Genomic DNA, 14,507 nt, shown 5'->3' on the forward strand with positions numbered 1-14,507 from the left:
GGCCGCTCACACCTTCTCGCTCGCGACCAGTTCGCCGTTCAGCGCCGAGGCGATGAGCGCGCGCGTCTCGGGGATGCCGTAGAGCGCGATGAACGAGCCGAAGCGCGGACCCCGGCTTTCGCCAAGCAGGATTTCGTAGATGGTGTTGAACCAGGCATTCGACACGCCGGGCCTTTCGGGCGTCGCGCCCTTGGCGGCGAAATCCTGATAGCGGGGTACTGCGCGGCCCACGTCGTAGAGAAGGGTCTGGAGATCCTCGGCGCTCGCGTCCGCGGGCGCCTTGGCGAGTGCGTCCGACAGGGCCTGGAGCGCCACGCGCTCCTCCTCGTCGGCGGCGCGGTAGCGCTTCCGGGGCTTCACGAAGTCCGCGTAGTAGCTCACGGCATAGCCGACGAGCTTGTCTAGCAAGGGATAGGCTTCCGGCGTCGCATCGGGGAAATGGCGCTTGATGAAGCCCCACAGAACCGATTTTTCGGAGGTATTCGACACCGCGACCAGGTTGAGCAGCAGCGCGAACGTGACGGGGGTGTCTCCCTTCGGCGGCTGGCCGCCGTGAATGTGCCAGACGGCGTTGTCGAGGCGCGCCTTGGCGTCCTGCCGCGGATAGGCGGCGAGCAGTTGAAGGTATTCGTCCACGGCGCGCGGGATGACGTCGAAGTAGAGCTTCTTGGCGCTGCGCGGCTTCTGGAACATGAAGAGCGCGAGGCTCTCGGGCGAGGCGTAGGTGAGCCACTGATCGATCGTGATCCCGTTGCCCTTGGACTTCGAGATCTTCTCGCCGTTCTCGTCTAGGAACAGCTCGTAGACGTAGTGCTCGGGCGCGACGCCGCCCAGAATCTCGCAGATGCGATCGTAGATCGGCGCGTTGGTCTGGTGGTCCTTGCCGAACATCTCGAAATCGACGTCGAGGGCCGCCCAGCGCATGCCGAAATCCGGCTTCCACTGAAGCTTCACGTGCCCGCCCGTCACGGGCACGGTGACGTCGCGGCCGTCCTCGTCGGCGAAGGTGACGGTGCCCGCCTTCGCATTCACCTCCTTCATCGGCACATAGAGCACGCGGCCGCTGGTGGGCGAAATCGGCAGGAAGGGGCTGTAGGTCTCGCGCCGCTCCGCCCCGAGCGTCGGCAGCATCACGGCCATGATGTCGTCGTAGCGCTCGACAGCTCTGAGCAGGACCTCATCGAAGCGGCCGGACTTGTAGTAGTCGGTCGCGCTCGCGAACTCGTAGTCGAAGCCGAAGGTGTCGAGGAAGCGGCGGAGCATGGCGTTGTTGTGGTCGCCGAAGCTCGCGTAGTCGCCGCCGAATGGATTGGGCACCGAGGTCAGCGGCATCTGCAGATAGGGCTCGAGGAACGCGCGATCCGGAACGTTGTCCGGAATCTTGCGCATGCCGTCCATGTCGTCGGAGAAGCAGAGAAGCCGCGTCTTGATCTTACCGCCAGTCAGCGCCTCGAATGCGCGGCGCACCATGGTGGTGCGCGCCACCTCGCCAAAGGTACCGATATGCGGCAGGCCGGAGGGGCCGTAGCCGGTCTCGAAAAGCACCGCCTTGTCCGCGCCAGCCTTGCGCTTCTCGATCCGCTTGATCAGCCGGCGCGCCTCCTCGAACGGCCAGGCCTTCGCGTCGCCCAGGGCGGCGGCAAGGGTGGGATCGAGAAGAGCTTCTGACATGAACGGGAGCTTTCGGAATTGGACGACAGGTGCGGCAAATCAAAACGGCGAGGCCGCAACCTATGGGGCGCGGGAAACCGCGTCAATTGCCGGGCGGCGGATCAGGCCGGCGTCTGGGCGGGGCCTGCCGGGCGGCGCGGCCGGAACAGGCGCCTTATCATCAGCAGCACGAACAGAAACGCGACACCCAGCGCGCCGACCAGGAGGGGGTGCTTCTCCCAGATGAGCACGGGAGAGATGCGCCCGTCCCAGGCGGCCTTGGCGTCGTCCAGGATGAGCTCCGGATTGCCCCCGCCATCCCGCAACATCATATCCACGGCGCGTGCCTGATCCTTGCTCGCCAGTACGGCTTCTCGCACGCGCGGCGAGGCGAGGCTCTGCATCTTGGCGGGCGTTGCCGCGACGGCGGACAGCACGCGTGCGCGCGGCTCCGGCTCGAGGCCGTCCAGGTAGCGCGCGAGCGTCTCCAGCTCCGATTCCGAAAAGCTGCGGGCGAGACGCTTCAAATCCTCGGTGCCAAGACCGAACAGGCGATCCCTGGCTTCCGGCTGGAGGCCAGCGAGGCGGGTGATCGCGACGTGATCGTCGAGCTTCAAGAGCGTGGATAGAGTGGTGCGGGTGAAGCCCGAGGGCGCGGCGCGGCGGTAGATCTCATGCTCCAGAACCTTGGGAAGCTGGTCTCCGGCGAGGGCCGACCATCCGAGCGCCGCATCGATGGATCGCGTGTCGCGCGCAATGGCCATGGCGGGCTCGGGCAGGAAACGGACCGCCTCGTTCAGGGTGCCATCGGAGAGGCGCTTCAGGACGCCCTGCTCGCCGTCCGAAGCGAGCACCAACGCGACGACCTCGTCCAGACGCGCCAATTGCTCGGGCTTCACGGTATCGAGGAACGTGCGGAACCCCTCGTTCTTCTCCGCGATCTCGAGGGCTTTCTGGTGCGCCCTGCGGAAACCCTGCCAGATCTCGACGACGCGGTCGGCGGACTTGGCGGCGATCTCGTGCAGGTGCGTGTTGATCTGCTCGCCGATGGTCTTCGCGAGCTCTGCTTTCACCATGTCCTTCGTGGCGTCGGACTTCATCTCGTCGGAAATGATGGGAAGCACGCCATTGCGCAGCTCCCAGATGTCCTTGGCGACGAGAACGAGGCCGACGCCGCCTGCCGCGACGGAGACGAGGCGGGCGAGGATGCTGCCGGCGAGCCGCTGGCCGACACGCGCGGCGATATTCGCGAGCTGACGGCGGACGAGAAGAATTGCGGCGCCGGCGATGCCCTGGCTCGACTGCTGAATGACAGAGCCGGACGATATGGTCGCGCGGCCGGCGACGCTCTCGAGGCCGAAATCCCGCTCCACGTCGGTCGTGACCACTCCCGCAACGGTCGCGCCGTAGCGCTTACCCAGGAACGCGCGCAGGCATTCGAGCGACGGGCCGACGGCATCCTGGCTCGCCAGCTCCAGCGTGCGGCCCACCTCGTTGCCGACACCGGTCGCAAGACTTTCGATGGCGGATTTCATGGCGTCCGAGCGATAGACGCGCTCAGCGACGGCGGTCGAGATCTCTTGCGCCTTCTCGGAATTGATCAACGACTGAGCGAGCCCCGCCCAGCTCGTTTCGCTGCGCACTTCCTCAATCGCGAGATCGACGCGCTTGGCGAGCAGCTCATCCATGCCGAGACGGCGCCACTGGCCATCGACGGACGCGCGATAGTCGAACGATTTCACGCCGGCTTCGAGCGCCTTCAGCGACAGAGTTTCGATTGAGCTGCGAAAGCCGGCCTCGTCGGCCGCCTGACACGCCTCATAATCGGCGCGCGTCATCGGAGGAGCGGCTAAAACCGGGGACGCGGCGTGCGCTGTCATCGCCACCACAAGCAGCGCAGAGACAGCAGGACGCAAAAAAGCAGACAACGGCAAACTCCACGAAGTGCCGGGGCGGCCCGTGCTCCCCGAGCGGCGTTCAGCCCGCCTCCTGGAGGCGTTTCACGCTCCGCGTGCCGACCCGCGTTCACTATACGCGGCGAACCCTCACCCGCTAGTGACATTTCGGCAATGCTGGGTGAGGCCGATGCGCCATTCACGCGCGTCTGGAACGCCACACCGGGCGGCCAAAACACCCCAATACGCGCACTATAACTTTGGTCGATAACGCTGGTGCGACAATCTGGCAGGCTCCATCTTTCTCCTTTGATATCCCCGGCCATTTCCGGCTGAAAGACAATCCCATGCTCCGTAATATGAAAACAATTGCGATGGGAGGCGAGCCGATCATCCGTTAACGACACACGCCGCGTCACATTTCTGCCGTACCCAGCGCAGAGTAGGGCAGCGGCCACGCCTCACAGGCGGCCTTGCCGATCCGGCCTCGCGTGATATTTCACTCGAAGTCTGATCAGCAAGCTCCGATTGTGACGGCTCTTATTTACCTTGCGACCGATAGCCCCATAGGCAAGCTAGGTCTGAGAGTTGCAGGTAAGGGCCATGAACGGCCAGCCTGTGCGGGAACGCGGACCGACCGTCATATTTCGATGTGTCCCACCGGGCTCCGCGCCGCGGCTGGATTAGCGGAATATTTCCGATTGGAGAGGCTATAGAAGTTCTTTAGGCCCGAGCTCAGGAAACATGGCCGTTTAATTAGCGTGCATCACGCCATTAAATGCGGCACGGCGAGGAAACCGGAGGATCTCTATCTCGTCTGTATTAATTCGGGAGGCCGACTCTGTGCTTGGCAATTTCGAATTAATCGGCTTTATTTCCTTTTGGAGTGCAACAGCGAGTTAACCTAACTGCATGATCAAGAAAGAAAAAATCAATGCCTACCGCGACAGCCTGGTGATCCCGGGCGGTAAGGTGGGCGTGCTTTTGGTGCATAGCCTCGGTGGCAATCCAATCGAATTGCGGTTTGTTGCTCAAGGACTTGCGCGCCAGGGTTACACTGTTTATTGCCCTCTCATCCCCGGTCTCGGCGGTGGCACTGATACGTCCGGTCTTTCGTCCTGGCAGGATTGGTATGCGGCGCTCGAAGCTGCGCACGACGAGCTCAAGGCGCATTGCGACGTGATCATCGTCGGCGGCATTTCTGCCGGCTCCATGCTTTCGCTGAGGCTTGCCCGCGAGCGCAAGGACGAGGTGCACGGTCTTCTGCTGTTCGCTCCGACCATCTGGCCCAACGGCTGGGCCATTCCGCTTCATTTCAACCTGTTCGGCCTCGTCTATCACAAGTGGGTAGCATCGCTGATGCGTCTGCAGCAGCGCGCGCCTTACGGCATCAAGGACGAGCGGATCCGGAATTTCGTCATCGAGTCCTTCAAGAGCGAGGGACGCCCGATGGAAGATCTTTTCGGACGCGGCGGCGGCCTCGTCTGGGAATTCAAGGCGCTTGCCCGCGACGTGCGGCGCCGGCTCAGCGAGATCCCGCATCACGCGGCGATCTTCCATCCGCGCGAGGACGACCAGAGCGACATCTCGAACGCCTTCAAGCTGCAGCGCAAGCTCGGCGGCGTGGTGGAGATGACCGTTCTCGACGACAGCTATCACATGGTCACGCTCGACCGTCAGCGCTCGATCGTGGTCGATCGCACGGTGGAGTTCGTGCAGCGCCTGACGCAGAAGATCGAAGAAAAGGCCGCCGTTGCGCGCCTGGTCCAGAACAAGGGCGTCGCTGAATAAGCCGACGCACGTTCGAATAAAAAGACCTTCAAACGAAAAAGGCCGGGTGCATCACGCATCCGGCCTTTTCTGTTTCTTTTGCCAAAACATCCCGCGTTCTTTTGGGGCCTTCACCGGGACGTTGCGGCGGACATGCCGCCGTCATCCCGGGCCGGCTCAAGCGGGAGGAGGAGGCGCACCTTCACAACGCTGAAGATCGTCCGGGGCTTTGGTCCAGGTGAACGACTTCCCGAGCATCTTCACGCCGAGATAGCCGGTCACGACCAGTTTGTCGGCCTGCGCCAGCTTGAGAGCGGAGCTGTAGGTTTTGCCGGTCTTCGGATCGTAGATCTGGCCGCCGTCGAAAGTGCCATCCGACATCAATCCGAGCCCCCACAGGATCGGAAGGCCGCAGATCGGACGGCCTTGCATCTGGGCGTTGGGGTTGTAGCGATCGTGCTTCGGTACGCCCTCGGCATTCAAGGGCTCCTTAAGCCAGACGATACGGCCGCAGAGGCGATTGGGGTTGTCCGTGCAGATGTAGATCTCGACGGCGCCCTGGCCGCTGTCATCGATCCAGACTCCAAGCTCGGGGCGGGCTGCAGCGCTTTCGGAGGCGAGTGCAACCAGACCCACGACGAACGCCGGGACGAGCCGCGCAGTAAGACCCGCAAGGGCCAGAATTCTCTCTTTCATGAGGGACCTAATAGCTTGTTTATGCTGCTTGCCAAAAAGCACCCGCGCCGAACGGTGTCGGTTCGTCGCAGGACGTCGACTCTGCAATCAAAAACGGCAAAAACACGGAGTAAACCGTTATTGATCAAGTGCCGAGGCTCATCAAGAGGGCAGAGAAAAGACTTACCATCTTTCTGCCCTAACGCTTTGATTTGAAACCTTTGACGCTACAAGGGTAGTGTGTGCCACGTCCAAAACCTATATACCGTCTCATTAGACGGCCTACGTCAGAATGATAAGCGGCGGGCGGGCATTATTAGACTTCGGCGCTTGCAGCACGCCCAATCCAAGTCCGACGTACTTCAAGGCGCGCTCCAACCCTGGCAACCCGATCGGCTCTCGAGACGATGATCCTCACTCTTGCGTTCCGCAATCTCTTCCATGACCGGATCCGACTGGCGGTGACGCTGGTCGGCATTCTGTTCTCGATCGTGCTCGTCGCCATTCAGCTCGGAATGTACCTCGGCTCCAGCCAGATGATCACGTCCATGATCGAGCGCTCGAAGAGCGATCTCTGGATTACGGCCTTCGGCGCGAAGAGCTTCGAGGAAGGCGGCATCCTGCTCACGTCGCGCGAGCGGCACCAGGCGCTCGCCACCCCGGGCGTCAAGGCCGTGGTTCCCCTTGTCGTCGCGTTCGCCGAATGGCGCAAGCCGGAAGGCGGCTCGACGCGGGTGGTTCTCGTCGGGACCGATGCGGAGGATGGCGCGCTCGAACCGTGGTCGCTGGTCGCGGGAACCTGGCAGGACATCAAGTCGCCGGACGCGATCTCGGCGGACGACACCTATTTCCGCGAGCTCGGCATCAACGGCATCGGAGATACGGCCCAGATCGCCATGGGCCGCGTGAAGGTGAAGGCGCTGACGCATCGCATCCGCTCCTTCACGCAATCGCCCTACGTTTTCACGACGCTCTCGCGTGCCCGCAGCCTGCTCGGCGCGGATAGCGACAAGGCGACGTTCTATCTCGTGCAGCTCGAGCCCGGCGCCAACGTGGAAGCCGTGCGCCATGAGCTGCGCACGCGCCTCGAAGGCGCTGAGGTGCTGACCAAGGACGAGTTCCGCGACCGCAGCCTGCGGCAGTGGCTGTTCCGCACGGGCGCGGGACTTGCCCTCATCGGCGGCGCGCTGCTCGGCATCCTGGTCGGCACGGTGATCGTGGCTCAGACGCTCTATTCGAGCACCAAGGACCACTTGAACGAGTTCGCGACGCTGCGCGCGCTCGGCTCGTCGTCCGGCTACATCTATAAGGTCATTCTCGCGCAGGCGGGGCTGTCGGCCGTCATCGGCTACATCCTCGGCATTCTGATCTCCCTCGGGATCCTCTACATAAGCCGCAACACGCCGCTGCCGCTTGTGATGACCCCGGGTCTTGCGGGCGCGCTGTTCGGACTGACCCTCTTCATGTCGGCGGTTTCCGCGATCTCGGCGATCATCAAGGTCACCCGGATCGATCCAGCCATGGTGTTCAACAGATGACGACACCCGTGCTCGAAGCAGTCAACGTGGTCAAGGAGCTGGGCAAAGGCGCCGGCAAGGTTCAGGCGCTCAAGGGCGTGAACCTGGCTCTCGTCAAAGGCGAGCTGACGCTGCTCATGGGGCCTTCCGGCAGCGGAAAGACGACTCTGCTCTCCATCCTCGGCTGCATCCTGACGCCAACCTCCGGCATCGTGCGGGTGGAGGGCGAGGAGGTCGCGGGCAAGAACGCGGAAGAGCTTGCCGAGCTGCGTCGCAAGCACATCGGTTTCATCTTCCAGTCCTACAATCTCTTCCCCACGCTTTCGGCGCTCGAGAACGTGCGCATCGCGCTCGACGTGATCGGGCGCAAGGGCTACCAGGCTGCACTGCGCGCCGAGGAGGTTCTGCGCGAGGTGGGCCTCGGCAACCGGCTGAAAAACTATCCGTCCAATCTCTCGGGCGGCGAGCAGCAGCGCGTGGCGGTCGCCCGCGCAATCGCCGCTTCGCCTTCTGTCGTGCTTGCTGACGAGCCGACGGCAGCGCTCGACAGCGAGAACGGGCACGCAGTGATGGCGCTGCTCGCACGGATCGCCAAGGAGCAGAACCGCAGCGTGCTTGCGGTTACCCACGATCCCAGAACCCTCGGTTACGCCGACCGCGTCGTGCGGATCGAGGACGGACTTATCGTCGGCGAGGAGCGCAGACCGCAGGGTCTCGACGCTCCCGAGATCACCGACCTGACAAAGAGGCGTAAGGCAAATGCTTAAGCTCGATCCCACCTTCTCGGCCGTGGCGGCCGCTGCCGTCGCGGCGATTGCGACGAGCGTGATGCTGAACCAGCTCACGCCGCAGCTCAGCCAGAACGCCCAGCAGATCACCAGCGGCGATGCGCATGCGGCCGACTCGCTCCTCACACGGCCCGTCTGGGCTGCTTCCGCCACCGGCCGCGTGGAACCCAAGGAGGGCGAGATCCGCATCTCCTCGGAGGTCCCCGCGCGCATCGTCGAGGTGATTGCAAAGACAAACGATCGCGTGGCGGCGGGCGATGTGCTCGTCAAACTCGACAGTGACGACCTGATCCCGAAGCTGATCGCAGCCGAATCCGAAGCCGAGGTCCGCATCCGCGAGCGCGACGAGGAGGAAGCCACGGGCGTCGCACTCGAACGGCGCAAGGCCGAGGATGCGCTCAACGACTCCGAGCGTGCCCGCTTCCGTGCGCAGGGCGACCTCGACGAGGCCGTGCGCCAGAGCAAGAACGGCGGCGACGCCAATGCCGTGACGGCCGCACGCGAGAAGCTCGCGGAAGCCGACAAGAAAGTTGCTGAGGATCGCGCGGCGCTCGACACCATCCTTGCCAAGCCCGATTTGCCGCTGCCGACGCGCCTCGAATCCGCACTCATCGCCGCGCGCACCGACGTGGCCCAGGTGGAGAACGCTATCGAGCGCACGCGCGTTCGCGCGCCGAGCGACGGCACGGTGCTGAACGTCTGGGCGCGTGCCGGCGAGATGGCGGCGCCCTCTCCCGACGCAGCGCTGGTTCTGTTCGGCGATATCTCCAGCCTGCGCGTGCGGGCGGAAGTGGAAGAACGGGACGTGACCCGCATCCGCGTGGGGCAGCGCGTCGTCGTTCGGGCCGATGCCTTCCCCGACAAGGATTTCGAGGGTGTCGTGACACAGCTCGCGCCCGCACTCGGCTCGCCCCGTATCACCACGCGCGGGCCGCGCCGTCCCAACGACGTGGAAGTACTCGAGGTTCTGATCGGGCTGGACGGCACGCCGCCACTGCTTACCGGCATGCGGGTGGACGCCTTCTTCCGCCATGAGGCGTCCGCTTCGGCCGCGCCGGCACGCTAGAGCGCGATCAATCTGCGATTCACGGGAAACACGACGAAGCCAGGCCCTCCATCGAGGACTTGGCTTCTTTGCTTTCTAAGACCGAAGGGCTCGCCTATTCGGCAGGGTGCTGGGAGGGCGGGGCCAGAAGAGGTGGCTTCGGCTCGGCGGGCTCGTCCACCGCGCCCACGTGGCGGCTGAACAGGCGCCAGATCGCACTCCCCACGTCGTCCATCACGGCGAAGACGGCAGGCACGAACAGCAAGCTCAGGACCGTCGACGAGATCAGGCCGCCGATCACTGCGATCGCCATGGGCGCGCGGAACTCGCCGCCCGAGTCGAGGGCTAGGGCGGAGGGCAGCATGCCGCCCACCATGGCGATCGTGGTCATGATGATGGGGCGGGCGCGCTTGCGGCCCGCATCGATGATCGCCTCGTCGCGCGGCACGCCGCGGCGGATCTCCTCCACCGCAAAATCCACGAGCATGATCGCGTTCTTGGTGACGATGCCCATGAGCATCAGAACACCGATGACAACCGGAAGGCTGATGGCGTTGCCGGTCATGGCGAGCGCGGTGATGGCGCCGCCGATGGAAAGCGGCAGCGAGAACAGAATGGTGATCGGCTGCAGGAAGCTCGCAAACAAGAGGACGAGCACCGCGTAGACCATCATCAGGCCCGCGCCCATGGCCTGCTCGAAGCTTTCGAACACCTCGCCCATGACCTCGGCGGCGCCGAACTGCTTGATCTCGACGCCTGCGGGCAGATTCTTGGCTGCGGGCAGCGCCATGACCGCGTTCACCGCATCACCCAGCGGCGTTCCCGTCACGAGATCCGCGCCGAGCACGATGCGCCGCGTGCGGTCGTAGCGATCGATCGCAGTGGGGCCCTGGCCGTAGTCGAACGTCGCGACGGCCGAGAGCGGCACGGAGGCTCCGCTCGTCGTCGTGACGCGCAAGCCTTCGAGAAGCTGGCGGCTCTCTCGCGCGCTCTGCCTCAACTGGACGCGAATGGGGACCTGGCGGTCGCCGACGTCGAACTTGGCGAGATTGGCGCCGATGTCGCCGATGGTCGCGATGCGAACGGCCTCGGAGATGACCTCCGTCGTGATACCGAGCTCGGCTGCGACCTCGGACCTCGGATAGACCCGCAGCTCCGGACGGTCCAGCTCAGCGGTCGAGACGACGTTGACCAGGGTCGGGATGCGCTTGGCCTGGCTGGTCAGCTCGGCGGCAACCCTGTTCACGGCTTCGCCGTCGCGGCCGGTCACGACCAGCTGAAGCTCGCGCTGACCGTCGTCCTGCAAGAAGAAGTAGCGAATGTCCGGGATGTCGGCCAGATCGCGGCCGATCTCCTCCTGGATACGGCTTTGCGGCAGCTTGCGCTTATCCTTCGGAACGAGCGTCACGATGAGGGTAGCCTTGCGCACCTCCTCGCCGCTGCCGAGCAGCGTTCCGCCGATGACGAACACGCTCTCGATGTCGGAGCGTGCCTTGATGTGGCGGGTGACGAGGTCGGTCGTGGCTTCCGTGTCGGCGAGCTTCGTTCCAGGGGGAAGCTCCACGCCGAGCAGCATACGGCCGGTATCCTCCTGCGGAAGGAAGCCGGAGGGCAGCAGATAGAAGCTGCCGATGGAGCCCATGAAGATGAGGACGCCGAGGCCGACCGCCGCGAAGTGATGGCGCACGGACCAGCCGACGATGCGCGTGTAGAGGCGCATCAAGCGGCCTTCCTCGGCCGAATGATGGTGGCCGCGCATGAAGTAGGCCGCGAGCAGGGGCGTGATGAGGCGTGCCACCAGCAGCGAGAAGAATACGGCGGCGGCCACGACCAGGCCGAACTGCTTGAAATACTGTCCGGCGATCCCGCCCATAAACGATACGGGCGTGAAGACGGCAATGATCGTCGTGGTGATGGCGATGACCGCGAGACCGATCTCGTCGGCTGCTTCGAGCGCGGCCCTGTAGGGCGATTTCCCCATCTGGATGTGGCGCACAATGTTCTCGATCTCGACGATGGCGTCGTCCACGAGAATGCCGGTCACGATGGTAATGGCGAGCAGACTTACGAGATTGAGCGAGAACCCCATCGCGGACATGGCCCAGAAGGCCGGGATGATGGAGAGCGGAAGCGCGATAGCGGCGATGATGGTCGCGCGCATGTCGCGTAGAAAGATGAACACGACCACGATGGCCAGAACGGCGCCTTCGAGCAGCGTCTTCATCGTCGACTGATAGACGCCGTAGGTGTAGTCGACCGTGTTGTCGATGCGCTGGAGAATGACGTCGGGATAGAGCTTCTGGATCTCCTCGATCTTCTTCGAGGCCGCGTCGGCGACCTCGGTGTCGCTCGCGCCCTTGGCGCGCGAGATCGAGAAGGCGACGATGCTCTCGCCATTGAGCTTGGCGAATGTGCGGGGTTCCTCCACCTCGTCGGTAACTGTTCCCAGTTGATCCAGGCGAACCTTGCGGCCGCCGGGCAGCGCGATCATCGTCTCAGCCAGCTCGGCCACGGTCTGCTTGCTGGCAAGGGTGCGGATGGCCTGCTCGCGCCCCGCGATCTCGCCGCGGCCGCCCGCCAGGTTGACGTTCGAGGCACGCACCTGGCGATTGACGTCGCCCGCCGTCGCACCGAAGGCGAGCAGGCGATCGGGATCCAGATTGACGCGGATCTCGCGCACGACACCGCCCGTGCGGCGAACCTCCGAGACGCCCTTCACGCCTTGCAGCAGGCGCACCAGCGTATCGTCGACGAACCAGGACAACTGTTCCGGCGTCATCGCGGGCGCGCGCGCGGCGTAGGTGACGATCGGCAAACCTTCGATCTCGATGCGCGTGACGACAGGTTCCTCGATGGTGCGCGGCAGATCGGTGCGAATGCGCTGGACCGCGTCCTTCACGTCATTGAGGGCGCGGTCGGGATCGGTCTCGAGACGGAACTCGACGGTCGAGACAGACGCACCTTCGTTGACGGCGGAGGTGACGTGCTTCACACCGTTGATGCCGGCAATCGCGTCCTCGACGCGCTTGGTGACCTGCATCTCGAGCTCGGAAGGCGCGGCACCCGACTGATAGATGCGCACCTGGATGATCGGCACGTCGATGTTCGGAAAGCGCGTGACCGGCAGCGTCTGGAAGCTGGTGAGCCCCAGGACGAGCAGCACCATGAACAGCACCAGCGACGGGACCGGATGGCGGATCGACCATGCCGATATGTTCATTGGCCGGCCTCGCTGATCTTCGCAGCGGGCTGGACCGCACGCACGGCGTCGCCATCGCGGAGGAAGGTTCCGGCCTTGGCGACGACGACATCGCCTTCCGAAAGGCCGCTTTCGATCGCGATCATGCCCGCCGTTTCGAGACCGGTCTTGACCTTGCGGGTCACGACCTTGCCCTCCACCACGGCCTGAACGCTTGCGCCGTCTTCGGAATAGAGAACGGCGGAGAGCGGAACGGCGATGGTGCGCCCGCGCGAGGTCTCGATGGTGCCGCGGCCGAAGGAGCCGATCTTGAGATCAGGATTGGCTCCGAGGAAAATGCGGACGTGGCCGAGGCGCGTAGTCTTGTCCACCTCGGGCGAAACAAGGCGAACGGTGCCCGAAACCTCGGTGCCGCCGGAGGAGACGACGCGGGCAGGCTGGCCCACCTTCACCTTGTGCAGATGCGTTTCGGCGACTTCCGCGTCGAGCTCGACCTCGCCGTTTTCGATGATGCGGAACATGGTGTCGCCGCCTGCCAGGGCGTTGGCGAGAGCGAGACCGCCAATGCGCGCGCTGCGGCGGCTGATGAGGCCGTCCGCGGGGGCGCGGACCTCTGCGCGGCCGCGCCGCCAGAGCAGCTCCCGGCGCTGAGCTTCCACCTGGACCTTCTCCGCCTCGGCCTGGGCGAAGCTACCCTTTGCGAAAGCAAGCTGGGAGTGAGCCGCGCGCGCCGCAGCCTGGCGCTGATCGAACACGCTTTCGGACAGGAACTTGTCCTTGACGAGGGGACGCGCGCGCTCGAGCTGCGCGTCCGCTTCGGCGACGCGGGCTTCCATCTCGGCGATCTGGCTTTTCGCACGCTCGATCGCCGCAGTGGCGCTGACGAGGGCGCCTTCATTGGCGGCGAGCTGGGCTTCGATCTGCTCGGTGACGAGAATGGCGAGGACGTCGCCCTTCTTCACGCGGTCGCCCTCCTCGGCCTTGAGCTCCAGCACGCGCAGGCCATCGACCTCGGGCGCAACGAGAATCTCCTCGCGCGCGACGAAGGAGCCGGTGACGAGAACGGTTTCCACGAAATTGGACTTGGTGGCCTGCACGACGGAGACGGCCGGAACAGGGGCCTCAGACTTCGCGGCGGCCCGCTCCTCCGCCTCGGCGTGTTTCGCCGCGAAGGTCGCGAGATAAGGCTCGACGAAGCCCGAGTGATAGGCGGCAACGGCCAAGCCGCCAAGCCCCGCGAGAATGACCAGAAGACGCGTTCTCATACGGCAGCCTCGGTTTTGGCGGCTTTCGATGCCGGTTGAACACTCGGCTCGACGGGATTCAAAAGCGTGCTGACAAGCCGCACGATGATCGGAAGGATCGCCTGCACGTCTAAATCGGGATTGACGGCGCGGCGCCAGAACAGGCCGTCGCCGATCAGGGAGACCACCTCTGCGAGCGTGCGGGAGTCATCTTGAGGCTCGATCTTTCCGTCCTCGCGCGCGCGCTCGAACACCTGCTCGAAATTCTGGCGGCAGAAGGTGTCGACCGAGCGGTAGATCTCGCCGACGGCGGGGTTGCGCGTCGCCTCGCAGCCGATCTCGATGCAGAGCACGCGCTTATAGAGCGGCTCCTCGATGGTGTAGTGCTCGCCGAGCTTGGCGAGTGCAGAGAGAAGATCCGGCGCGTTCTTCAGCTCCGCCAGCTCGGAGGCCAGCTTGTTTCGATCGCGCTCCACGATGCCGGCGATCAGCTCCTCCTTCGAGGAAAAATAGACATAGAGCGCGCCGGGGCTGATGCCCGCCTCTCTGCAGATCTCCTGCATGGTGCAGCGGTGAAAGCCCGCCCGCGCAAAACTGCGCTCGGCGGCATCGAGGATGCGCTCGCGGCGGGCGTGCTGCGTTTCGGGTGTGAGCTTTGGCATGACGGGTGGCTTTCCGCACTGCGCCACCCTCGCCTGGTTGGCGACGACAGGCTGTTCCCCTT

10 protein-coding genes are annotated in these 14,507 nt (G+C 64.4%); 4 read left to right on the plus strand and 6 right to left on the minus strand.

What is annotated here, in order from left to right:
- Positions 1–6: 6 nt before the first annotated feature.
- Positions 7–1,671, minus strand: coding sequence for a lysine--tRNA ligase (locus tag PE058_RS21775; protein WP_271029508.1), 1,665 nt, complete (start codon positions 1,669–1,671; stop codon positions 7–9).
- Between the two features lie 101 nt (positions 1,672–1,772).
- Complete coding sequence (locus tag PE058_RS21780; protein WP_271029509.1) at positions 1,773–3,488, minus strand: hypothetical protein; 1,716 nt, start codon at positions 3,486–3,488, stop codon at positions 1,773–1,775.
- A 969-nt stretch (positions 3,489–4,457) separates the two neighbouring features.
- Here PE058_RS21780 and PE058_RS21785 point away from each other — a divergent pair.
- Entirely contained in the window at positions 4,458–5,336 is an 879-nt protein-coding gene (locus PE058_RS21785; protein ID WP_020088008.1) for an alpha/beta hydrolase, read from the plus strand.
- Positions 5,337–5,492: 156 nt separating this feature from the next.
- Here the strand turns inward: PE058_RS21785 and PE058_RS21790 are convergent, their stop codons facing one another.
- Positions 5,493–6,011 carry a DUF2147 domain-containing protein gene (locus PE058_RS21790; protein ID WP_020088009.1) on the minus strand — a complete coding sequence of 173 codons (519 nt, stop codon included), beginning with the start codon at positions 6,009–6,011 and terminating at the stop codon, positions 5,493–5,495.
- Positions 6,012–6,397: 386 nt separating this feature from the next.
- Between PE058_RS21790 and PE058_RS21795 the strand changes: the two genes are divergently transcribed.
- From PE058_RS21795 to PE058_RS21805, 3 genes are read left to right on the plus strand one after another with little or no spacing between them, the layout of a single operon-like run.
- Positions 6,398–7,528, plus strand: coding sequence for an ABC transporter permease (locus PE058_RS21795; RefSeq protein ID WP_020088011.1), 1,131 nt, complete (start codon positions 6,398–6,400; stop codon positions 7,526–7,528).
- The gene (locus PE058_RS21800) at positions 7,525–8,274 is read left to right on the plus strand and encodes an ABC transporter ATP-binding protein (RefSeq protein WP_020088012.1); all 750 of its coding nucleotides are present in this window, start codon (positions 7,525–7,527) and stop codon (positions 8,272–8,274) included. The genes PE058_RS21795 and PE058_RS21800 overlap by 4 nt, the downstream gene beginning before the upstream one ends.
- Complete coding sequence (locus PE058_RS21805) at positions 8,267–9,361, plus strand: HlyD family secretion protein (RefSeq protein ID WP_020088013.1); 1,095 nt, start codon at positions 8,267–8,269, stop codon at positions 9,359–9,361. Before PE058_RS21800 ends, PE058_RS21805 begins: the two co-directional genes overlap by 8 nt.
- 94 nt (positions 9,362–9,455) lie before the next feature.
- Here PE058_RS21805 and PE058_RS21810 read toward each other — a convergent pair whose 3' ends face one another.
- The 3 genes from PE058_RS21810 to PE058_RS21820 are packed head-to-tail and all read right to left on the minus strand — an operon-like array spanning position 9,456 to position 14,445.
- Positions 9,456–12,560: an efflux RND transporter permease subunit gene (locus PE058_RS21810; RefSeq protein WP_271029510.1), complete on the minus strand. Its 3,105-nt coding sequence runs from the start codon at positions 12,558–12,560 to the stop codon at positions 9,456–9,458.
- A complete protein-coding gene (locus PE058_RS21815; RefSeq protein ID WP_271029511.1) occupies positions 12,557–13,804 on the minus strand; it encodes an efflux RND transporter periplasmic adaptor subunit in 1,248 nt (415 codons plus the stop codon). The genes PE058_RS21810 and PE058_RS21815 overlap by 4 nt, the downstream gene beginning before the upstream one ends.
- On the minus strand, positions 13,801–14,445 hold the full coding sequence (locus PE058_RS21820; RefSeq protein WP_271029512.1) for a TetR/AcrR family transcriptional regulator: 645 nt from the start codon (positions 14,443–14,445) through the stop codon (positions 13,801–13,803). The genes PE058_RS21815 and PE058_RS21820 overlap by 4 nt, the downstream gene beginning before the upstream one ends.
- Between the last annotated feature and the right edge of the window lie 62 nt (positions 14,446–14,507).

It is taken from the genome of Hyphomicrobium sp. DMF-1 (genome assembly GCF_027886585.1).
GTDB lineage: Bacteria > Pseudomonadota > Alphaproteobacteria > Rhizobiales > Hyphomicrobiaceae > Hyphomicrobium_C > Hyphomicrobium_C zavarzinii.